The organism is Zobellella iuensis (assembly GCF_016746085.1).
Taxonomy (GTDB): domain Bacteria; phylum Pseudomonadota; class Gammaproteobacteria; order Enterobacterales; family Aeromonadaceae; genus Oceanimonas; species Oceanimonas iuensis.
The window spans coordinates 84519-105785 of sequence record NZ_JAERTZ010000028.1; the positions used below are offsets into that span (position 1 = coordinate 84519).

The 21267-nt window shown below is 61.6% G+C and carries 15 protein-coding genes; 4 read left to right on the top strand and 11 right to left on the bottom strand.

Translation table 11 applies throughout. The features are described 5' to 3' along the window. Window positions 1-220: 220 nt before the first annotated feature. Window positions 221-1432, bottom strand: coding sequence for a peptidoglycan DD-metalloendopeptidase family protein (locus JKV55_RS16930; RefSeq protein WP_500814674.1), 1212 nt, complete (start codon window positions 1430-1432; stop codon window positions 221-223). A 338-nt stretch (window positions 1433-1770) separates the two neighbouring features. Here JKV55_RS16930 and tyrS point away from each other — a divergent pair, with 338 nt between their 5' ends. Beyond that, complete coding sequence (gene tyrS / locus JKV55_RS16935; RefSeq protein ID WP_202088043.1) at window positions 1771-2967, top strand: tyrosine--tRNA ligase; 1197 nt, start codon at window positions 1771-1773, stop codon at window positions 2965-2967. Window positions 2968-3111: 144 nt separating this feature from the next. Here tyrS and JKV55_RS16940 read toward each other — a convergent pair whose 3' ends face one another. The 6 genes from JKV55_RS16940 to gltB form a co-directional block, all read right to left on the bottom strand. Beyond that, window positions 3112-3741, bottom strand: coding sequence for a trimeric intracellular cation channel family protein (locus JKV55_RS16940; protein WP_202088044.1), 630 nt, complete (start codon window positions 3739-3741; stop codon window positions 3112-3114). Window positions 3742-3805: 64 nt separating this feature from the next. After that, window positions 3806-4648: a cobalamin-binding protein gene (locus tag JKV55_RS16945; RefSeq protein WP_237332957.1), complete on the bottom strand. Its 843-nt coding sequence runs from the start codon at window positions 4646-4648 to the stop codon at window positions 3806-3808. Then, window positions 4641-5570 (bottom strand): cobalamin biosynthesis protein, encoded by a 930-nt coding sequence (locus JKV55_RS16950; protein WP_202088048.1) that lies wholly within the window; start codon window positions 5568-5570, stop codon window positions 4641-4643. The genes JKV55_RS16945 and JKV55_RS16950 overlap by 8 nt, the downstream gene beginning before the upstream one ends. Window positions 5571-5575: 5 nt before the next feature. Further along, complete coding sequence (mtnN, locus tag JKV55_RS16955) at window positions 5576-6274, bottom strand: 5'-methylthioadenosine/S-adenosylhomocysteine nucleosidase (RefSeq protein WP_202088049.1); 699 nt, start codon at window positions 6272-6274, stop codon at window positions 5576-5578. Window positions 6275-6443: 169 nt separating this feature from the next. Further along, window positions 6444-7859: an FAD-dependent oxidoreductase gene (locus JKV55_RS16960; protein WP_202088050.1), complete on the bottom strand. Its 1416-nt coding sequence runs from the start codon at window positions 7857-7859 to the stop codon at window positions 6444-6446. 12 nt (window positions 7860-7871) lie between these two features. Beyond that, window positions 7872-12329, bottom strand: a complete 4458-nt coding sequence (gltB, locus tag JKV55_RS16965; protein WP_202088051.1) for a glutamate synthase large subunit — start codon at window positions 12327-12329, stop codon at window positions 7872-7874. 606 nt (window positions 12330-12935) lie between these two features. On the opposite strand from gltB, the gene arcB reads away from it, so the two are divergent. The 3 genes from arcB to JKV55_RS16980 all read left to right on the top strand — a co-directional run bounded on the left by arcB (window position 12936) and on the right by JKV55_RS16980 (window position 17922). Beyond that, window positions 12936-15266, top strand: coding sequence for an aerobic respiration two-component sensor histidine kinase ArcB (gene arcB / locus JKV55_RS16970; RefSeq protein WP_202088052.1), 2331 nt, complete (start codon window positions 12936-12938; stop codon window positions 15264-15266). Next, entirely contained in the window at window positions 15263-16618 is a 1356-nt protein-coding gene (gene dgt, locus JKV55_RS16975) for a dGTPase (protein ID WP_202088053.1), read from the top strand. The genes arcB and dgt overlap by 4 nt, the downstream gene beginning before the upstream one ends. Window positions 16619-16734: 116 nt before the next feature. Beyond that, window positions 16735-17922, top strand: a complete 1188-nt coding sequence (locus JKV55_RS16980; RefSeq protein WP_202088054.1) for an inverse autotransporter beta domain-containing protein — start codon at window positions 16735-16737, stop codon at window positions 17920-17922. Window positions 17923-17937: 15 nt separating this feature from the next. Here the strand turns inward: JKV55_RS16980 and rfaH are convergent, their stop codons facing one another. The 4 genes from rfaH to metN form a co-directional block, all read right to left on the bottom strand. Continuing rightward, window positions 17938-18435 carry a transcription/translation regulatory transformer protein RfaH gene (rfaH, locus tag JKV55_RS16985; RefSeq protein WP_202088055.1) on the bottom strand — a complete coding sequence of 166 codons (498 nt, stop codon included), beginning with the start codon at window positions 18433-18435 and terminating at the stop codon, window positions 17938-17940. 95 nt (window positions 18436-18530) lie between these two features. Then, window positions 18531-19352 carry a MetQ/NlpA family lipoprotein gene (locus JKV55_RS16990; protein WP_202088056.1) on the bottom strand — a complete coding sequence of 274 codons (822 nt, stop codon included), beginning with the start codon at window positions 19350-19352 and terminating at the stop codon, window positions 18531-18533. 19 nt (window positions 19353-19371) lie between these two features. Beyond that, entirely contained in the window at window positions 19372-20025 is a 654-nt protein-coding gene (locus tag JKV55_RS16995) for a methionine ABC transporter permease (RefSeq protein ID WP_202088057.1), read from the bottom strand. Next, on the bottom strand, window positions 20006-21049 hold the full coding sequence (gene metN, locus JKV55_RS17000) for a methionine ABC transporter ATP-binding protein MetN (RefSeq protein ID WP_202088058.1): 1044 nt from the start codon (window positions 21047-21049) through the stop codon (window positions 20006-20008). Before metN ends, JKV55_RS16995 begins: the two co-directional genes overlap by 20 nt. Between the last annotated feature and the right edge of the window lie 218 nt (window positions 21050-21267).

A 21267-nucleotide genomic window follows, 5' to 3' on the forward strand; every position in this document is an offset into this window, starting at 1 on the left:
TGGATGCGCTGTTATCGGCGGGTAGCTTTGCGGCCCGAGGCGAGTGGCGTGAATTCATCAACGGCTCGCCCCCTATCCGTCCTGTTGCACCCTCGGCCAATATAGCAGCGGCGCCGGATGCGAAACCCGGCACAGCGCACAATTTTCACATAAAGTTTTACGTGAAGATACTTTCGGGGGGAGAAAGCCGCGGCAAGCCCGGGGGCTTGCCGGGTTTTGACTACTGTTTGGCCAGCATCACCTCGCTGACCCGGTCGAGTTGGGCCAGCAGCTGTTCGGCCCTGGGCTTGAAGCGGGCCAGCTCCGCCCTGGACAGTATGGCCGCCTGGGGCAGATCCACCGTCTTGGGATCCTGATGCACGCCGTTGACCAGGAATTCGTAGTGCAGGTGGGGGCCGGTCACCCGGCCGGTGGCGCCCACGGTGCCGATTTGCTGCTCCTGCTGTACCCGTTCCCCCTGCTTGACCATGCGCTGGTGCAGGTGCAGGTATTTGGTGAGGTAGGTGCTGTCGTGACGGATCACCACATAGTTGCCGTTGAACTGGCTGTAGCCGGACTCCACCACCAGGCCGCTGCCGGCGGCCACCACGGGAGTACCGGTACGGGCCGCGTAGTCGATGCCCCGGTGGGCCTTGATCTGGCCGGTGACCGGATGCAGGCGGCGCGGGTTGAAATTGGAGCTGATATGGGTGAAATTGACCGGTGCGCGCAGGAAGCTCTTGCGCATGGCGCGGCCTTCGGGGGAATAGTAGTTGCCATCGACATGACGGATCGCCCGGTATACTTTGCCCTGATTGATAAACTCGGCGGCCAGGATATGGCCGGTATCCACGTGGATACCGTCTTTATAACGCTGCTCGTAGAGTACCGCGAAACGGTCGCCGGCCCGGATATCCAACGCAAAATCCACATCCCAGGCAAACATGGCGGCCAGGCTCAGGATCTGTCCCGGGTTCAGGCCGACACTGATGCCGGCATTCCAGAAATTGGAGTTGACCGAGGCCTGAGCGTATTGGGTGCGATGTTCGAGTTGGGCGCTGATGATGCGGCTATGCAGCTCAGTGTCGCGCCGTTTGATCTCCAGGGTTCGGGCGGCATCCAGCGGGTAACTGAGGGCGGAAAAATTGCCTTTGTTATCGAGGAAAAAGGTCAGCCGTTCACCGGGATGGATTTTCTTCAATTGCTCGGCATGTTCGCCCAACTGGCCGATATCGTGCAGCAGGGTCGAGGACAGGCCGTGGCGGGCGAAGATGGAGGACAGGGTATCGCCGGCACTGACCTTGACGACCAGCTCCCGGGCATGCAGGCTTTCATCCTCAAGAGGCACATCTTCCACTTCCAATACCAGTGGCTGGCTTTCCGGGAGCATGCCGTCGGCGTGATCACGACTGGCCAAGGCCGATTCGGTCGGCACCAGGATCAGCAGTACCATGGCGGCACTCAGGGCTCCTATGGCTATCTTGTGGCCACGGGGTAATAGTTTGAATATTTTTATTACGGGCATAGTCGGCTCTTCCCTGATTTACGCACGGATTTTACAGCCTTTCCAATTTCACCGCCATTCCAGTAAGATGCCTTCCTTATTCGTTTGGTCGTCTGAATAACCAATAGGGTGTTAGTTCCTAATGGCTCTGCTTTCTGCGGATGAAGTGTTTACATGGTACATCAGTTGATGCGGTGCGGAGCTGTTGCCGCTACCTTGTATGCGGTTCTGGCCCTGGTTGCTATCGGTCGGGTTATTCAGGTTCACAGCACAGGAGTATAGTCGTCATGTCCCAGCTGGAAACGGCATTGGCTGAAATCAAGCGCGGTGCCGAAGAGATACTGGTTGAAGAAGAGCTGGTCGCTAAGTTGAAGGAAGGTCGCCCGTTACGGGTGAAATTGGGGATGGATCCTACCGCACCTGATATTCACCTGGGGCATACGGTCATTCTCAACAAGTTGCGCCAGTTTCAGGATCTGGGCCATGAAGTATTGCTGCTTATCGGTGATTTTACCGCCCAGGTAGGCGACCCCAGCGGAAAGAACAGCACCCGCCCGCCGCTGACCCCGGAACAGGTGGCGGACAACGCCAAGACCTATGCCGAGCAGGCGTTCAAGATATTGGATCCGATCAAGACTAAGATTGTCTACAACTCCAGCTGGCTGGGTGAGCTGGGGGCTGCCGGCATGATCAAGCTGGCCTCTAAGCTGACGGTGGCCCGCATGCTGGAGCGGGACGATTTCAAGAAGCGCTACACCTCCGGCCAGTCCATCGCCATCCACGAATTCATGTATCCGCTGCTGCAGGGCTACGACTCGGTGGCGCTCAGGGCCGATATCGAGCTGGGCGGCACCGATCAGAAATTCAACCTGCTGATGGGGCGAGAGCTGCAGAAAGACGCCGGTCAGTCTCCCCAGGTGGTACTGACCATGCCGCTGCTGGAAGGCCTGGACGGTATCAAGAAAATGTCCAAATCGGCCGGCAACTACATAGGGGTGGACGAGGCGCCGGAGCAGATGTTCGGCAAGATCATGTCCCTGTCCGACGAACTGATGTGGCGTTACTTCGAGCTGTTGTCCCGCCGCAGCCTGGAGGAACTGGCCGGCCTGCGCCAGCAGGTGGCCGAGGGTGCCAACCCGCGCGACACCAAGATACTGCTGGCCAAGGAAATCATCACCCGCTACCACAGCGAAACGGCGGCCGAGCAGGCGCACCAGGACTTCGTGCTGCGTTTCCAGAAGAACGCCATTCCCGAAGATCTGCCGGAAGTAACCCTGCAGGCGGGGGGCGAGGGCATCGCCATCGCCAACCTGCTGAAGGACGCCGGCCTGGTGGACTCCACCTCCGAAGCGTTGCGGATGATCAGGCAGGGTGCGGTCAAGGTGGACGGCGACAAGCTGGACGACGGCAAGCTGGTGGTACAGCCCGGCCAGGCCGTATACCAGGTCGGCAAGCGCAAGTTCGCCCGGGTGACCGTGGCCTGAGTTCGGCGCGGCACCTAAGGTACGTTCGTTGAGTACAAACAGAGCAGGCCATTGGCCTGCTCTGTTGTTTCTTTATCCTTTCCGCTTTCCGCTTTCCGCTTTCCGCTTTCCGCTTTCCGCTTTCCGCTTTCCGCTTCCCGAGCCTTACCTGCCGAGGGAGAAGGCCGGCAGCGACAGGTGCCAGCGGATAGCGGCCACCCGCAGGACGAAGGTGCCCAGCATGCCGGCCAGGGTGGCCAGCAGCGGGGTAACGCCCAGGGCCAGGGTACCGGTATAGAGGATGCCCCCCAGGATGCAGGCGGTGGCGTAGATTTCCCGTTGCAGCACCATGGGCACTTCCCGGGCCAGCACGTCGCGGATCATGCCGCCGGCCACCCCGGTGATCACGCCCATCACCACCGCCACCATGCCGGAGGTACCGTGGGCCAGGGCCTTTTCGGTGCCGATCACGGTAAAGAGTGCCAGGCCGAAGGCATCGGCCAGGGGCAGGATATACCAGGGCAGCCGGCGCGGCAGCCGGGCGATATACTGGCCCAGCAAGGCGGTGGCCAGTATCACCCACAGGTAGGTGGGGTCCGCCACCCAGAACACCTGCTCGGCACCGATGATCAGATCCCTGATGGTGCCGCCACCGATGGCGGTCACCGCCGCCAGCACTATTACGCCAAAGCCGTCCATGCGCAGCCGGCCCGCCACCAGCACGCCGGAAAAGGCGAACACGGCGGTGCCGAACAAATCACTCCAGTAGAATACCGCATCGACCAGGGACTGCATTTATTTCTACCTCAAATAAAAGGGGCGCCATTGTATAGAGGCGCCCCGTCGAACACAATCACCCTCATTCTGCCCGGGCCAGCTCCAGTTGCCGGCACAGCTGGCGGATCCCCTCGGGGGTGCGTGGGGTGAAGCGGTGCAGCAGATCCGCGTCCACCGTCAGCAGCCGGGCCTTTTGCACCGCCTGCAGCGAGGGCCACCGGCGCCAGAGGGCCAGCTCTTCATCGCTCGAGGCGAGTATCACCTCGGGATCCCTGGCCAGCACCAGCTCGGCATTCAGTTGCGGGTAGGGTGCCGTGCTGGCGGCCATGATGTTGGTGCCACCGCAGAGGCGGATAGCCTGTCCCACCCAGGTGCCCTCGTTGGCCGACATCAGCGGGGTCGATCCGAGTTGGTAGAACACCGACACCGGGCGGGCGTCCCGGTAGTGCCGCTCCAGCGCCTCCAGCTGCTGCAGGTAATGCCGGGCCTGGGCCCGTGCCTGCTGCCGATGCCCGCTCAGCTCACCCAGGTATTCCAGTTCGTCGGCCAGATCCCGCAGCCTCAGCGGCTCGGAATAGGCCACCGGTATACCGAGGTGGATCAGCGGCTGCACCTGCAAGTGCTGGGCGCTGCGCCAGGCCACGATCAGATCCGGCTGCAGCGCCAGTATCTGTTCCAGGTTGAGGGACCTGTAGTTGGCGACCTTGGGCAGAGGGGTGACCGCCACCGGATAATCACTGGCCTCGTCGACGGCGATGACCTGCGGGCCTGCGCCGATGGCGAACAGCATCTCGGTGATATGGGGGCTCAGGCTGACGATGCGGCGGGCCGGCTCTGCTCGAGCTTCGTCAGCATGAAGCTCGCCGGCACCGGCAGTGCCGAGCAGCGTCAGCATCAACAGCAGTGATGACGAGCACCTAACCATGAAGCACCGGCACCAGTACGAGCATCCAGGCCAGGGACAGCCAGAACAGCAGGGCGATCACCAGGCGCCACAGCAGGGCCCGGGTACTGGCCTCGTTCAGATAATTCTTGCTGCCGAGCTTGGGATAGTAATCGGTGGCATCGGTGTAGCGACGAGGTCCGCCCAGGCCGACGTCCACCCCGGCGGCGGCCACCGCCAGCAGCCGGCCTGAGGCCGGATAGCCCCAGAGCCGGCCCCGGGGCCAGGCCTGGAGGGCCCGTTTTGACCCCGGGTAGATCAGCAGGGTCAGCGTCAGCAACTGGAACGGCAGCCAGGCCATGGCCCGGTACGAAAGCGAGGGGAGCAGGCCGAAGGCGCGCCATTGGCTCAGTTTCACCGGCCAGGCCTGGGTGCAGCTCCGCAGCAGGGCGAACAGCAGGGCGGCATAGATGCCGCCGGCCAGGTACCAGCACAGCAGGGCAAAATCCCCGGCCAGACGCAGCAGGGCCACTTCCGCCACCGTCTTGTGCAGGCCCAGCGGAGACAGGGGATCCGTCTGCCGCAGACAGAGCGGGGCCAGACTCAGCCGCGCCAAGGGTCGTTGCTCCGCCACCTGGCCCAGGCATTGGGGCAGCGCCCGGCCAAGTCGGCCCATGTCCAGGCAACACCACAGCAGCAGGGGTTCGAGCAGGGACGGCCAGGGAGCCAGTACGGCCAGCGCCCAATAGGCCGACAGCAAGGGGAACAGCAGGCAAAGCAGGAAGGCACCACCTGCCGCCTGCAGATAACGGGCAGAATAGTGTTCACCGTTGAGCCGGGCGCCGAGCAATGCCAGTCCCTTGCCAAGGGCAGGCTGAAGCTGTTTTGCCGGCAGCAACAGATTCAGTATGACCGCCAGGCTCAGCAGGGTGAGCGGATGGGCCAGCAGGGGGAATGCGGACACCGTATTCAGCCTGGCATCCGTTCCACCATGCTCAGCACCATGGCCGAGGAATGGCGGGCCGCCACCTCCAGGAAGGCCTCGAAGGACTCGGCCTGCTCCTTGCCGGCGATATCGGAGAGGGCACGAACCACCACGAAGGGGACCCTGAACTGATGACAGACCTGGGCGATGGCCCCGGCTTCCATCTCACAGGCCTTCATCGCCGGGAAGTCGGTCATGGCCTTTTGCAACTGCTCCGGGCGGTGCATAAACTGATCGCCGGTGCAGATCAGGCCCACCGCCGAGGCGATGTCGCTCTGCTCGGCCAGGCATTCCCGGGCCAGGGCGATCAGGGCGGGATCGGCGGCAAAGGCCGCCGGCTGCTGAGCCATCTGCCCCATCTCATAGCCGAAGGCGGTCACGTCCACGTCGTGGAAGCGTACTTCGCTGGAGACCACCAGATCCCCCACGTGCAGTGCCGGATCGAAACCGCCGGCGGAGCCGGTATTGAGCACGCAACTGGGCGCGAAGCGTTCGAGCAGCAGGGTGGTGGCGATGCTGGCGGCCACCTTGCCGATGCCGGAGCGGGTGATCACCACTTCCTTGCCGGCCAGGGTGCCCTGGTAAAACTCGCAACCGGCCACGGCTGTGGTCTTGGCCTGTTCCAGCCGGGATCTGAGTTCGGCCACTTCCTGCTCCATGGCGCCGATAATGCCGATAGTCATAAGGGATGCTCCCGCAACGAAAAAGATGGACGGGAGTGTACCACTATCCGGTTAAAAGGCCGATCGGCGGATACCATCAGGGGAGGTTGGGGCAGCGACGCCGGCATGGCCGACATAAACCACAAGGCCGCTCAATGAGCGGCCTTGGAGAACGTGGAGCTTACGGGGATCAGAGCCCGATATAGTCCATGATGCCTTCGGCGGCCTTGCGGCCTTCGGCGATGGCGGTCACCACCAGATCGGAGCCGCGCACGGCGTCACCACCGGCGAAGATCTTGGGATGGCTGGTCTGGAAGGCGAAGTCGCTCTGCTCGGGGGCCAGGATGCGGCCACTGCGGTCGACGTCTATACCATACTCTTTCAGCCAGGGCTGATCGTGAGGCTGGAAGCCGAACGCCATGAGCACCGCATCGGCGGCCAGCACCTGCTCGGAGCCGGGCACCGGCTCGGGGCTGCGACGGCCGTTGGCATCGGGCTCGCCCAGCTGGGTGGTGATCACTTCCACTCCGGTGACCCGGCCGTGGTCGTTCACCTGGATGCCGGTGGGCTGCAGGTTGAACATGAAGTTCACTCCTTCCTCCCGGGCGTTCTGCACTTCGCGGCGGGAACCGGGCATGTTGGCCTCGTCCCGGCGATAGGCGCAGACCACGTGCCCGGCGCCCTGGCGGATGGAGGTGCGTACGCAGTCCATGGCGGTATCGCCACCGCCCAGCACCACCACGCGCTTGCCGCTCATGTCGATATAGTCGTCCGCTGCTTTCTCGAAGCCCAGCACCCGGTTGGCGTTGGAAATCAGGAAGGGCAGGGCATCGTACACGCCGCTGGCGTCTTCGTTGGCCAGGCCGGCTCGCATGTACTTGTAGGTGCCCACGGCCAGGAAGACGGCGTCATAGTCGTCGAGCAGGGTCTGGAAGCCGATGTCCTTGCCGACTTCGGTTTCCAGGCGGAATTCCACCCCCATCTCGGTGAAGATTTCCCGCCGCCGGCTCATCACCGACTTCTCCAGCTTGAAGGAGGGAATACCGAAGGTCAGCAGGCCGCCGATTTCCGGGTAGCGGTCGAACACCACCGGGGTGACGCCGTTGCGCACCAGGATGTCGGCACAGGCCAGGCCGGCGGGGCCGGCACCTATGATGGCGACCTTGCGGTCGGTCTTGACCACCTTGGACATGTCCGGGCGCCAGCCCATCTCGAATGCCTTGTCGGTAATGTATTTTTCGATATTACCTATGGTCACGGCACCGAACTGGTCGTTGAGGGTACAGGAGCCCTCGCACAGCCGGTCCTGGGGGCAGACCCGGCCGCACACCTCGGGCAGGCTGTTGGTCTGGTGACACAGATCCGCCGCCTCGAAGATACGTCCCTCGTTGGCCAGCTTCAGCCAATTGGGGATGTAGTTGTGCACCGGACACTTCCACTCGCAGTAGGGGTTGCCGCAATCCAGGCAGCGATCGGCCTGCATCTGGGCCTGGCTGTCGGAAAAGGGTTCGTAGATCTCCACGAACTCGATTTTACGGGTGCCGATCGGCTTCTTGGGCGGATCGACACGTTGCACGTCAATAAACTGAAATACGTTCTGGCTCATCACAATCTTCCTTTACTGCGCATGGACCCGCAGCTCTGCGGCAGAGCGGCTCTGGTGGCCCAAAAGGGATTTCACATCGCTGGATTTCGGTTTGACCAGCTTGAACTTGGGCAGGAACTGGTTGAAGTTGGCCAGTATTTCCTGCGCCCGGTCACTACCGGTTTCCTGCAGATGCTGCGTGATGATGCCGCGCAGGTGTTCCTGATGGATCACCAGCTCGTCCAGTTCCAGTAACTCGACCAGCTCGTGGTTGGTCTTGAGACGGAAGTCGTCGTCCTCATCCAGCACATAGGCAAAGCCTCCGGTCATACCGGCGGCGAAGTTGACGCCGGTGCGGCCCAGTACGGTAACGATGCCGCTGGTCATGTATTCACAACCGTTGTCGCCCAGGCCTTCCACCACAGCGATGGCGCCGGAATTGCGCACCGCGAAACGCTCGCCGGCACGGCCGGCCACGTAGAGGTGGCCGCCGGTGGCGCCGTACAGACAGGTGTTACCCACCAGGGTGGCTTGATGGGAAGCGAAGGCCACGCCCACATGGGACTTGATCACCAGCTTGCCCCCGGTCATACCCTTGCCCACATAGTCGTTGGCGTCGCCGGTCAGGATCATGTCCAGTCCGCCGGCGTTCCACACCCCGAAACTCTGGCCGGCGGTGCCGTCCAGATGAATGCGTACCGGGTCTGCGGCCATGCCCTGGTTGCCGTGACGCTTGGCGATTTCGCCGGACAGGCGGGCACCCACCGAACGATCGGTGTTGCGGATACTGTAGTAGAAGTCGCCGCCGCTGCTGGTTTCCACCGCGTCGAGGGCGTCTTCGGTTATCTTAAGGTTGAGCTGCCCCTTGTCGAAGCCGGGATTCGACTCCTGACAGAACACCGCCAGGCCCGGCTTGGGCTCGGGTTTGGCCAGGATGCCGGACAGATCCAGCTTCTGCTGCTTGGCGGTCACGCCCGGCAGGGCCTCCAGCAGATCGGTACGGCCGATAAGATCGGTCAGCTTGGCCACGCCCAGGTCGGCCATCAGCTCGCGGGTTTCCTCGGCGATGAACCTGAAGTAATTCTCCACCATTTCGGGCAGGCCGAGGAAGTGGTCCTTGCGCAGCTTCTCATCCTGCGTCGCCACGCCGGTGGCGCAGTTGTTCAGGTGGCAGATACGCAGGTACTTGCAGCCCAGGGCGACCATGGGGCCGGTACCGAAGCCGAAGCTCTCGGCCCCCAGGATGGCGGCCTTGATGATGTCCAGACCGGTCTTGAGACCGCCGTCCACCTGCAGCCGCACCTTGTGGCGCAGGCCGTTGGCCACCAGCGCCTGCTGGGTTTCGGCCAGGCCCAGCTCCCAGGGCGAGCCGGCGTACTTGACCGAGGTCAGCGGGCTGGCACCGGTGCCGCCGTCGTAACCGGAGATGGTGATCAGGTCGGCATAGGCCTTGGCTACGCCGGTGGCGATGGTGCCCACGCCGGGCTCGGACACCAGCTTGACCGATACCAGGCAGCTCGGGTTGATCTGCTTGATGTCGAAGATCAACTGGGCCAGATCCTCGATGGAGTAGATGTCGTGGTGCGGCGGCGGCGAGATCAGGGTGACGCCCGGTACCGCATAACGCAGCTTGGCGATCTCTGCGGTGACCTTGTGGCCGGGCAGTTGGCCGCCCTCGCCGGGCTTGGCGCCCTGGGCCACCTTGATCTGGATGACCTCGGCATTCATCAGGTAATGGGGGGTGACCCCGAAGCGGCCGGAAGCTACCTGCTTGATCTTGGAATTCTTCAAGCTGTTGAAGCGACGCGGGTCTTCACCACCTTCACCGGAGTTGCTCTGGCCGCCCAGGCGGTTCATGGCGATGGCCAGGGCCTCGTGGGCCTCGGGGCCCAGGGCGCCGATGGACATGGCGGCGCTGTCGAAGCGCGGGAACAGGGCTGAAGCCGGCTCTACCTGGTCCAGGCCGATGTTCTGACCGGTCGCCTTCAGGGTGAAGAGGTCGCGCAACATGGCCACGGGCCGTTCGTTGACCAGCTTGGCATAGGTCTTGTAGTCGTCATAACTGCCGGAGCGAACTGCCTGCTGCAGGCTGTTGACCACGTCCGGGTTGTAGCTGTGGTACTCGCCGTCGTGCACATACTTGAGCAGGCCACCCTGGTTGAGCGGCTTGCGGGCGAGCCAGGCCACCCGGCTCAGGTTGAACAGATCCTGCTGGAAGTCCTCGAAGCTGGCGCCCTGTACCCGGCTGGACACACCCTTGAAGCAGAGTTCGACCACGTCCTGGTGCAGGCCGATGGCCTCGAACAGCTGGGAGCAGCGGTAGGAGGCGACGGTGCTGATGCCCATCTTGGACATCACCTTGTACAGCCCCTTGTTGATGCTGTTGCGGAAGTTGAGCACGGCGTCGCGCAGGGGCATCTTGAGCACGCCGTCTTCCACCATGCGGCCCAGGGTTTCATAGGCCAGGTAGGGGTAGATGGCGGTGGCGCCGAAGCCGAGCAATACCGCGAACTGGTGCGGATCCCGGGTGCTGGCGGTTTCCACTATGATGTTGGAGTCGCAGCGCAGGTTGTTATCGACCAGGGTACGCTGCACCGCGCCCACCGCCATGGCGGCCGGGATCGGCAGCTTGTCCTTGGCGATGTGGCGGTCGGTCAGCACCAGCAGCACTGTGCCCTCCTGTACTGCCGCCTTGGCCTCGGCGCACAGGCGTTCGATGGCGGCTTGCAGCCCTTCTGCCGGCGTGAAGTTCAGATCCAGGATATGGTGCTTGTGGTGGCTCTGCTCCAGCTCCAGCAACTGGTGGAAGTCGGAATAGAGCAAAATTGGAGACTCGAACTGCACCCGGTGGGCGTGGCCGTGGGTCTCGTTGAACACGTTCTGCTCGCGGCCGATCAGGGTGGCCAGGGACATGACGTGGTTTTCCCGCAACGGATCTATGGGCGGGTTGGTCACCTGGGCGAACATCTGGCGGAAGTAGTCATAGACCGAGCGGGCCCGACTGGACAGCACCGCCATGGGGGCATCGTCACCCATGGAGCCGACCGCTTCCTGGCCGTTCTCGCCCATCACCCGGATCACCTGGTCCAGCTCCTCCATGGAGTAGCCGAACAGCTTCTGGTAGGTGCGCAGGGAGGTCGGGTCCAGCTCGCACTGGCCGGCCTTCTCGTCGGGCAAATCCTCGAAGCGGGTCAGGCGGCGCTTGTGTTTGGTCATCCACTCCTTGTAGGGGTGGCGGCTCTTGAGGTCGTCGTCGATCTCGAAACTGGTCCAGATCTTGGAGGTATAGGTATCGACCACGAACAGCTCGCCGGGACCGACCCGGCCTTTTTCGAGCACCTCGTCCGGGGTGTAGTCCCAGATGCCAATTTCGGAAGCCAGGGTGATGAAACCGTCCTTGGTGCGCACGAAACGGGCCGGACGCAGGCCGTTGCGATCCAGGGCACAGGCGGCGAAGCGGCCGTCGGACATGACGATGCCGGCAGGGCCGTCCCAGGGCTCCATGTGCATGGAGTTGAAGTCGTAAAAGGCGCGCAGGTCCTCGTCCATCGACGGGTTTTTCTGCCAGGCGGGCGGGATCAGCATGCGCATGGCGCGGAACAGGTCCATACCGCCGGCCAGGAAGAGTTCCAGCATGTTGTCCAGGCTGGAGGAGTCGGAGCCCTGGGTATTGACAAAGGGGGCGGCGTCTTTCAAATCGGGCAGCAGCGGCGAGGCGAACTTGTAAGCGCGGGCCTGGGCCCACTGGCGGTTACCACCTATGGTGTTGATTTCGCCGTTATGGGCCAGGAAGCGGAACGGCTGCGCCAGGGGCCAGCGCGGCTGGGTGTTGGTCGAAAAGCGCTGGTGGAAAACACAGATGGCCGATTGCAGCCGGATATCCGCCAGATCCAGATAGAATCGGGGCAGATCGGCGGGCATGCACAGGCCCTTGTAGGTCATCACCAGGTTGGACAGGCTGACCACATAAAAGAATTCGTCATTGACCCGCTTTTCGATACGGCGGCGTACTATATAGAGACGACGTTCCAGATCCTTGGCCACCCAGCCGGTGGGGGCATTGACGAACACCTGCTCGATACGGGGCAGGGAGGCCTTGGCGATATCGCCCAGCACATTGGTATTGACCGGCACTTCGCGCCAGCCGACCAGGCTCAGGGTTTCCCGCTCCAGCTCTTCGTTGACGATCTGCCGAGTCTGTTCGGCCAGTACCGGATCCGGGTTGAGGAACAGCATGCCGACCGCGTACTTGCGGCCCAGGTTCCATCCTTTATCTTCCGCGACGGCGCGGAAGAAACTATCGGGTTTTTGCATCAACAGGCCGCAACCGTCACCGGTTTTGCCGTCGGCGGCGATACCGCCACGATGTTGCATGCGATCCAACGCCGAAATCGCGAGTCGGACAAGCTTATGGCTGGCTTCGCCTTCTGTGTGGGCGATCAGGCCGAAACCACAGTTATCCTTCTCAAGCGTGGGGTCATAAAGAGACATTGCATTCCTCCATTGCTCAAGCCGTGGGGCCGAGCGACTACTTTTGTCAGCACGACATGCTCTGAAGCGTCCGTTGCCATTGGTGGCTAATTTACCAAACTATAGGGAATTTTTTGTGAGGTCAATTAAAGAAATGAAGCTGTAAGTGGCTGTTTAGGGTGGGGTGAAGTAGGATATTTCAATGAAAAACCATGATGTTTGGTTATAAATCTCACGTATATCTTTTTTGTCGATACTTTATCTTGGTTGTCTAAGTGTTGCAGGATAATATAAATTTCAATGTTTTTTGTTGTTTTTTTACTACACTTTTCTCCCAAGCTTTGAGCTGGCTCGCAATTTTCCCGGTCCTCTCGCCGACGGGGGCTGGGGCCGGGGGGAAGAAAATCCTTTTGCATCATATGCTTATAAATTCATTTTTGATGCATAAATTCTCCATTTTTAACCATTTTTTATCTATGACGGCAAGTTTGACATAAAGTTACCTGTTGGCCGACAGCGGCCGTATTTCTTTGGATACAACCGAGTACGGGCCGCCCTATCATCGACATGACAGCCCGCCTGTTAGCCGGTATCCTGCTTTTCTGCCGTTGTTGAAGGGAAACCTTGATGAAACCCATAAAAACCTGGGCCCAATACTACGTTGATTTGATGACCAAGCTGGGCATAGTGCGTTTCAGCATGTTGCTGGCGGCCTGTATCATCTTATTGGCGATTTTTATCCAGGTGGGGGTGACCCTGTTCCTGCGTGGCTCGGTTGAATCCATTGATATGGTGCGTTCCATCTTCTTCGGCCTGCTGGTGACACCTTGGGCGGTGTACTTCCTGTCGGTGGTGGTGGATCAGCTGGAAGATTCCCGCCAGCGGCTCAGTCGCCTGGTGCAACGCTTGCAACAGATGCGGGAACGGGATCTTGAGCTCAACAATGAACTGCAGGAAAAAATACAGCTGCTCAATCGCCAGATAGAGGAAACCCACAAGGCGGAAGCGGCCCGCCAGCAGGCCATCGAAGATCTGGAAGCAGAGGTTTACCAGCGGGAAAAGGCGCAGATGGAGTCCCAGGAACGTTCCGCCCTGCTGCGCTCCTTTATCGATACCTCGCCGGATCTGGTGTATTACCGCAACGAACTGGAGGAGTTTTCCGGCTGCAACAGGGCCATGGAAAGCCTGCTTGGCCGGCAGGAGAAGGAACTGATCGGCTTGACTCCCCATGATGTGTATCCGGAAGACGTGGCGGAAAAGGTGGTGGAGACCGACAAGGAAGTGTTCGCCCGCAACGAGAGCCAGACCTACGAGCAGTGGCTGCAATACCCGGACGGCCGCCGAGCCTGCTTCGAACTGCGCAAGGTGCCGTTCTTTGAGCGTAACGGCAAGCGCCTGGGGCTGCTCGGTTTTGGTCGGGACATCACCGAGCGCAAGCGTTATCAGGAAGAGCTGGAAAAGGCCAGCCGCGACAAGACCACCTTTATCTCCACCATCAGCCATGAACTGCGCACCCCGCTCAACGGCATCGTGGGCTTGAGCCGGATCCTGCTGGCCACCGAGCTCAGCCCCGAGCAGCGCCAACATCTCAAGACCATTCATTTCAGCGCCGTCACCCTGGGCAATATCTTCAATGACATCATCGATCTGGACAAGCTGGATCGCAGTCGGCTGGAGCTGGCGCCGGAACCGATGGACTTCCCCGGTTTCCTCGACGATCTGGAGATCCTGGCCCGGCTGCAGGCGGAGCAGAAAGGGCTCTACCTGCATTTCGATCGGGACGGCGACATGCCGGAATGGATATTGGCGGACGGCACCCGGCTGCGCCAGGTGCTGTGGAACCTGGTGGGCAACGCGGTCAAGTTCACCGACGACGGTGGTGTCACCATCCGCTGCATGGCCGACGAACTGACGCCGGGACAGGTGACCCTGCGTTTCGACATCGAAGACACCGGTATCGGCATTCCGGCGGAGCTGCAGCAGAAGATCTTCGCGCTCTATTTCCAGATTGAAGGGAAGAAACACGCCACCGGCACCGGCATCGGCCTGGCGGTGTCCCAACAGCTGGTGGACGCCATGCACGGCACCATAGAGCTGGACAGCGAGCCGGGGGAGGGCTCCTGTTTCAGCGTCACCATCACGGTACCCACCGCCCAGGCGCCGGTGGAGGATCCCGCGCTGTCCCAGTTACCCTCTCTTTCGGTGTTGCTGGTGGAGGACGTGGAGCTCAATATCACCGTGGCTCGTGCCCTGCTGGAAAAGCTGGGCCACGGGGTGACGGTGGCCCGGGATGGGGCAGAGGCCTTCACCCTGCTGTCCGGGCGCGCCTTTGACCTGATCTTCCTCGATATCCAGTTGCCGGACATGACCGGCTTCGATATCGCCGCCCGCCTGCGGGAAGACGCTCGGGAAAGGAACCGGGCCCTGCCGCCGCTGGTGGCGTTGACGGCCAATGTGATCAGCGACAAGCAGCAGTACCTGGCCAGAGGCATGGATGACGCCATCAGCAAGCCATTGTCCTCCAAGGCCATCAAGGGAGTACTGGCCCGTTTTTTTGCCCATCGGCCCCAGCCGGCGGCACCGGTACCGCAGCACCACGAACCGGTGGATGATGGCGTGCTGGATCGGATATTTCTGGACGATTATGTGGCGACGGTCGGCGCCCTGGCGCTGCTTTCCAGCGTCGATCTGCTGGAGCAGATGGCGGACGGTTACCTGGCGCGGTTGAATCAGTTTATGGCGCAAAAACAGCAGGAAGGCATCGTCGACGAAGCGCACAAGATCAAGGGGGCGGCGGGCTCGGTGGGACTGAAACGGATTCAGCTGCTGGCCCAACGGATCCAGAGCCCCGAGCTGCCCGATTGGTGGGAGCAGGTGGAAGCCTGGGCCGCCGAGCTGAATCGCCGGTTGCCTGCCGATCTGGCGACGCTGCGGCACTGGCTGGAGAGCAGAGCATGAGCCTTTATCGGGAACTGATACTCGGGGAACGGCTGGAGCCGGGGGCGGAGCAGGAAACCGCCTTGCAGGCGATAGAGGCGGATCGCAGCCGTATAGTGCAATGTTCGCCGGTGCGCCGGTTGCAGCAAAAGACCCAGGTGTTTCCCCTCGATGTCAAGGCCTCGGTGCGCAGCCGCCTGACCCATTCTCTGGAGGTCAAGGAAACCGGTCGGCAGTTGGCATTGAAGGTGCTGCCCGGGGTCGCGCAGGAGGTGGACAAGGAAGCCTTTATCAGCCTGGTGGAAATGGCCTGCCTGCTGCATGACGTGGGCAATCCGCCGTTCGGCCATTTCGGCGAAGTGGTCATCATCGACTGGCTCGAATCCCGCTTGCCGGCGCTGTTCCGCCAGGCGGTGGGCCAAGGCTCGCGCCAGTGGCCCATGCTGATGGCGGATCTGCGCCAGTTCGAGGGTAACGCTCAGAGCCTGCGGCTGTTGCACAGCCTGCAGGGGCTGAACCTGACCCTGAGCCAGCTGGCCGCCCTGCAGAAGTATGTGCGCGGTGCCTATCAGCGCAGGACCGCAGGGTTGTGGCAGCAAAAGCCGGGGCATTTTTTCAGTGAACGTTCCCTGGTGCAGCAGATCCGTGCCCGTTTCCCGAGCACCGTCCGGGGGCGTTACCCGCTGACCTACCTGATGGAGGCGGCCGACGATATGGCCTATGGGGTCGCCGATCTGGAAGATGCGGTAGACCGGGGGGTGCTCAGCCTGGCGGAGCTGGAGCAAGCACTCTTGAGTGAGGCCAACGATTACCTCAAGTCCCGCTGGCAGCAGGCCAAGGTCGAAGAGCCGGGCTTCTTCAGCCGTTTCCGCCAGGGCATCAACCAGGATCTGCTGGCCTTGGTCAGCGAGCAGTATCTGTTGCATCACCAGGCCATTCTCGATGGGGTGCATGCCTCTCCCTTGCTGGCGGTCGAGCAGGCGCCGGCCCAGGCGTTGCAGTGGCTGAAAGACTTCGCCCACCGGCGGGTGTTCAAGCGGCGTGAGGTAGAAGCACTGGAGCTGTCCGGTTTTGCCGCCCTGAAGGGCGTGCTGGAGGCCTTCGCGCCCCTGCTGGCGCTGCCGGCGGCGGAGTTCACCAGCCTGGAACAGCGGCAGGACGCCAATGGCCTGGTACTGCGCAGGCTCTATCACCGTTTGCCGCCCCGCCATCTTGCCGCCTATCGGCGCGACAGCCGGAGCGCCGGCTATTTCGAGAGTGAACAAGAGCGGGAATGGTATTTCCGGGTCCGGCTGCTGCTGGATTTCGTCAGTGGCATGACCGACACTTATGTCTTGGAAGAGTATCGCCTGTTGTGCGGTTTTCAGGGCTGATCCGACCATAGGGTAAATGACGCAGGGGCCCGGGTTGTCGTCACGCGGAGGGGCCGGCGTCGCCCCGGCTGATGGCGGACTTGGCATATAATGGGGTTGTCCGAGGAAGTCTGGACATGCGTTATATCACACTGCTGTGCTCACTGTTATTCAGTGCCTTGCTGCAAGCGTCCGGTCCCGTGATGGTGATGTATCAGGTTGATCTCGGCGAGAGCTGGAGCTCGTTGGCCGGGCGCTTTCAACTGAGCGAGCAGCGGCTGCGATGGGAGTTTAACCCCGAGCGCGTTATGGCGCCCCTGGCTGCCGGTGACTGGATTTGGGTGCCGGATCGCCCTCCGTTGCCTGCCGATGCTGTCGCACCGACGGCAGCCGCATCGCCGGAGAGGATGCCACAGGCAGCCACCGCCTCCCTACTGCCCCAGTTGGGGCCTCCCGATCCCGATGCGGCTCCTAAAACCGAGCAGCTCTTGCTGGCGATTGCATCTGCCGCCAAGGCCGCCGCGACCGATCAGCTGGATCAGTTCGTCGAGCAGCAGACCACCAGCTTTACCGACGACACCCTGTTATTCGGTACTCGGCAGCTCAGCACTTTACCCTGGCTGAATCCCGAAGACTGGGAGTGGGACTATCAACTGCCGCTTTTTAACAAGGCTCCTCGCCTGAGCAGCCGAATGGCCTTGCCGGTGGCGTCGCAGCTACACGGCGAACTGGGCCTGGATTATCGGGAAGAACGTCTTACCTATCAGTTGGGGGGGCACTACCGGCAGCGATTGAATCAGTATGCAAGCATTCATGTGGAGCCTGTTTTTGACTATCAGCCGCAGCAAGCGCATCACCGTGGCGGCCTGTTGTTGTTCTTGAGTCATCCGGACTGGATCCTGGGGGCAGGCCAGTACCAGGCGATGTCCGACTGGAAGCCGGGGGCGGGAGGCCTGGAACGGCCGGCCTCGGGACAGATGTGGTTTGGCGAGGGGCGACTCGGTTTGTTGCCCGGGCTCAGCATATCCAGCCAACACTACCAGTGGCAGGGGCGGCAGCTCAGCCTGTTTGGCAGTGGTGACAAGTATAAGGCGGCGGCCTCCCGCCAATGGTCGATCAACTACGTACCCTGGCGCATCTTCCGCCTGCAGACTTCCCTGCTGAGCAACAGTAGGGATGAGTTTGAATCCAGGGTGAGGTTGGGCATAGAGCTGCCACTGCTGGCGTCGCCCGGTCAATGGTGGCAAAGCCCGGATAACCGGCCGCGCTATGATAGTTACCATCCGCTGCAGCACCATAAGGTCATGGTGCTGGAACATCGATAAGCCGCTCTGCGCCGGTTACAGCCGGGTATAATCGGTGTTGGCGATGCTCGCCTTGGTTTCCTTTTGTAGCAGGGTCAGCAGCAGTATGGCGCGGGCATCGCCGTCGGCTTCCTGGTAAATGGCTTCCAGGCCGGTAAAGGGGCCTTCGCTGATCTGTACCCGATCGCCGCATTTGGGGATATCGCTAAGTTTCTCCCGCAATTCGTCGCTGTCCGAGCGGCACATCAACTCATAGACCAGCTCCGAGGGCACTACACAGGGCAGGGTGCCGAAGCGCACCAGATTGCGGATACCGCGAGTGGAGCTGATGGTGGTGGAGCTGGTGAGCTCCAGATCGACGCGGACAAAGATATAGCCGGGAAACAGGGCCTCGGTACGACTGACCTGCTTCCCCCGGACGATTTTCTGGGCTTCCACGAAGGGATAGAAGGCCTCGATGTCCTGGTTATTCAGGTTCTGCAAGGCCCTGCTCTCTTCCCGGGGCCGGCAATGGGCCAGATACCACTTATGCATAGAACACCCTGGCTCATGGTTTAAACAGTTATTATGACAGTAGAAATAAAAAAGGCCACGGCTCGCCGTGACCTTGGCCGGATGATGAACCGTGGTTACCAGCCCTTGACCACGCCGCCTTTAAACAGCTCCTGGGCAGCCTGGTAGACTTCTTCACTCTGGTAGGCCTGGACGAAGGTCTGGACCCGCTCGTCGTTCTGGTTGTTTTCCCGGGCCACGATCAGGTTGACGTAGGGGGAGTCCTTGTCTTCCACGAACAGGCCGTCGCGGGTCGGCAGCAGATCGATCTGGGAGGCATAGGTGGTGTTGATCACCGCGAAGGCCACATCATCCAGGGAGCGGGGCAACTGGGGGGCTTCCAGCTCGATGATTTGCAGGTTTTTCGGGTTGGCGGTGATGTTGAGGGGGGTGGCTTCCAGGCCGACCGCATCGTCGACCTCGATCAGGCCCTGTTGTTCCAGCAGCAGCAGGCTGCGGCCCAGGTTGGTGGGATCGTTGGGCACGGCTACCTTGGCGCCGTCGGCCAGCTCATCCAGGGATTGAATGGACTTGGAGTAGCCGGCGATGGGGTAGACGAAGGTATTGGCCACCGGCACCAGTTTGTAGCCGCGATCGGCGATTTGCTTGTCCAGGTAAGGCTTGTGCTGGAAGGCGTTGATATCCAGGCTGCCGTCGTTCAGGGCCACGTTGGGGGTGACGTAGTCGCTGAAGGACACCAGCTCCACCTCCAGGCCGTACTGCTCCTTGGCGACCTTGACCGCCACTTCCGCCACCTGCTCTTCGGCACCGGCAATCACGCCCAGGCGCAGGGGCTTGGCGGGAGCTTCGGCGTCCTGGGCCTGCTCACCACAGCCGGCCAGGGCCAGGGCCGAGGCGAGCACACCGAGGGTAGCGAACGATTTGAAACCTAACTTCATGAGATAACTCCTTTATAAATCAACGATGATCCACATAGGCGACCAGGCGTTCGCCGGCGCTTTGAATAATTTGTACCAGTACCACCAGCATCACCACGGTGATCAGCATGATCTGGGGATCGAAGCGCTGATAACCGTAACGAATTCCTACATCCCCCAGGCCGCCGCCGCCGATGGCGCCGGCCATGGCCGAATAGTTCACCAGGGTCACCAGGGTGATGATGATACCGTTGAGCATGCCGGGCAGGGCTTCGGGCAGCAACACCTTGTAGATGATCTGCAGCCGTCGGGCCCCCATGGCCTGGGCCGCTTCCACCAGACCGGCGGGGATTTCCATCAGTGCCCCTTCCATCAGCCGGGCCACGAAGGGAATGGCCGCCACGGTCAGCGGTACCACCGCCGCCACGGTGCCGATGCTGGTGCCGACCACGAAGCGGGTAAAGGGGATGATGGCCACCAGCAGTATGATAAAGGGAACCGAGCGGCCGATGTTGACCACGGTGCCCAGCACCTTGTTGAAGGCCTTGTTCTCCCAGATTTGCCCCGGCTTGCTCACATGCAGGGCGATGCCCAGGGGAATGCCCAGGACACAGGCGATGGCGCCGGAGCCGAAGGTCATGATCAGGGTTTCCCACAGGGCCGAGAGCAGCAGATTAATCATGGCGTCGGACATAACCGAGTAACTCCACCTGAATTTTGTGATCCTGAAGATAGGCGAGGGCGGCCCGGGTCTGTTCCGGCCGGCCTTCCAGCTCGGCCAGCATAAAGCCGAACTTGACCCCGCCCGCGTATTCGATGTCGGCGCTGAGGATGGTCACGTCCACGCCCAGCTCCCGGCTGAGGATGGAGATCAGCGGGGTGTCCACGGTCTCGCCGGTGAAGCCCAGCCGCACCAGCGGCAAGGCGTTTGCCACCGGCTCGGCCGATAGCCGGCGCCGGTATTCCTCCGGTATCTCCAGATGGATGGTGGAGGCGATAAAGCGGCGGGCCAGCTCGGTTTTGGCGTTGGCGAAGAACCAGGCCACTTCGCCCTGCTCGACCAGTTCGCCGTCATTGATGATGGCGACCCGATCGCAGATGTTCTTGACCACCTGCATCTCATGGGTGATCAGCAGTATGGTCAGGCCCAGTTTCTTGTTGATGTCCTTCAGCAAGGTCAGGATGGACTGGGTGGTCTGGGGATCCAGGGCCGAGGTGGCCTCGTCGCACAGCAACACCTTGGGCTGAGGGGCCAGGGCGCGGGCGATGGCCACCCGTTGCTTCTGGCCGCCGGACAGCTCGCTCGGATAGGCTTTGGCCCGGTGGGACAGGCCCACCAGCTCCAGCAGTTCATTCACCCGCTGTTTGATGGCGGCCTTGTCCATGCCCGCCAGCTCCAGGGGCAGGGCCACGTTGGCGAATACGGTGCGGGAAGAGAGCAGGTTGAAGTGCTGGAAGATCATGCCGATATTGCGCCGGGCCTTGGGCAGATCGCCGTTGCCGAGCCGGGTCAGATCCTGACCGGCCACGATGACGCTGCCTTCGGTAGGGCGTTCCAGCATGTTGACGCAGCGGATCAGGGTGCTCTTGCCGGCACCGGATTCGCCGATGACTCCCATGATCTGGCCGGCCGCCACCTCCAGGTTCACCTTACTGACGGCGTGTACGGCACCTTCACCCTCGCCGTAGCGTTTACTGACATTGATTAGTTTGATCATCGGAGGATGAGCCCTTCCGGTATGGTTATCCACTGTGATAACAGATGAGTGTAGAGACAAGTCATGCAAGCATCACTAATGGCAGTGGATGCTAGGCCGTCTGGACGTCCAAGTCAATGTAAATTTCCCCTCCGCCACCGACCTTGCGCGGAGTGGCATCCGTCTTGCTAAACAAGCTGCGAATGGGATAGGGTATCGTCGAGCCCCGGTGGTATCCT

Excerpts from the sequence above, each read along its gene's own strand:
- JKV55_RS16930 (WP_500814674.1), bottom strand. The coding sequence starts at position 1,432 with ATGGTACTGCTGATCCTGGTGCCGACCGAATCGGCCTTGGCCAGTCGT.
- tyrS (WP_202088043.1), top strand. The coding sequence starts at position 1,771 with ATGTCCCAGCTGGAAACGGCATTGGCTGAAATCAAGCGCGGTGCCGAA.
- JKV55_RS16940 (WP_202088044.1), bottom strand. The coding sequence starts at position 3,741 with ATGCAGTCCCTGGTCGATGCGGTATTCTACTGGAGTGATTTGTTCGGC.
- JKV55_RS16945 (WP_237332957.1), bottom strand. The coding sequence starts at position 4,648 with ATGGTTAGGTGCTCGTCATCACTGCTGTTGATGCTGACGCTGCTCGGC.
- mtnN (WP_202088049.1), bottom strand. The coding sequence starts at position 6,274 with ATGACTATCGGCATTATCGGCGCCATGGAGCAGGAAGTGGCCGAACTC.
- JKV55_RS16960 (WP_202088050.1), bottom strand. The coding sequence starts at position 7,859 with ATGAGCCAGAACGTATTTCAGTTTATTGACGTGCAACGTGTCGATCCG.
- gltB (WP_202088051.1), bottom strand. The coding sequence starts at position 12,329 with ATGTCTCTTTATGACCCCACGCTTGAGAAGGATAACTGTGGTTTCGGC.
- arcB (WP_202088052.1), top strand. The coding sequence starts at position 12,936 with ATGAAACCCATAAAAACCTGGGCCCAATACTACGTTGATTTGATGACC.
- dgt (WP_202088053.1), top strand. The coding sequence starts at position 15,263 with ATGAGCCTTTATCGGGAACTGATACTCGGGGAACGGCTGGAGCCGGGG.
- JKV55_RS16980 (WP_202088054.1), top strand. The coding sequence starts at position 16,735 with ATGCGTTATATCACACTGCTGTGCTCACTGTTATTCAGTGCCTTGCTG.
- rfaH (WP_202088055.1), bottom strand. The coding sequence starts at position 18,435 with ATGCATAAGTGGTATCTGGCCCATTGCCGGCCCCGGGAAGAGAGCAGG.
- JKV55_RS16990 (WP_202088056.1), bottom strand. The coding sequence starts at position 19,352 with ATGAAGTTAGGTTTCAAATCGTTCGCTACCCTCGGTGTGCTCGCCTCG.
- JKV55_RS16995 (WP_202088057.1), bottom strand. The coding sequence starts at position 20,025 with ATGTCCGACGCCATGATTAATCTGCTGCTCTCGGCCCTGTGGGAAACC.
- metN (WP_202088058.1), bottom strand. The coding sequence starts at position 21,049 with ATGATCAAACTAATCAATGTCAGTAAACGCTACGGCGAGGGTGAAGGT.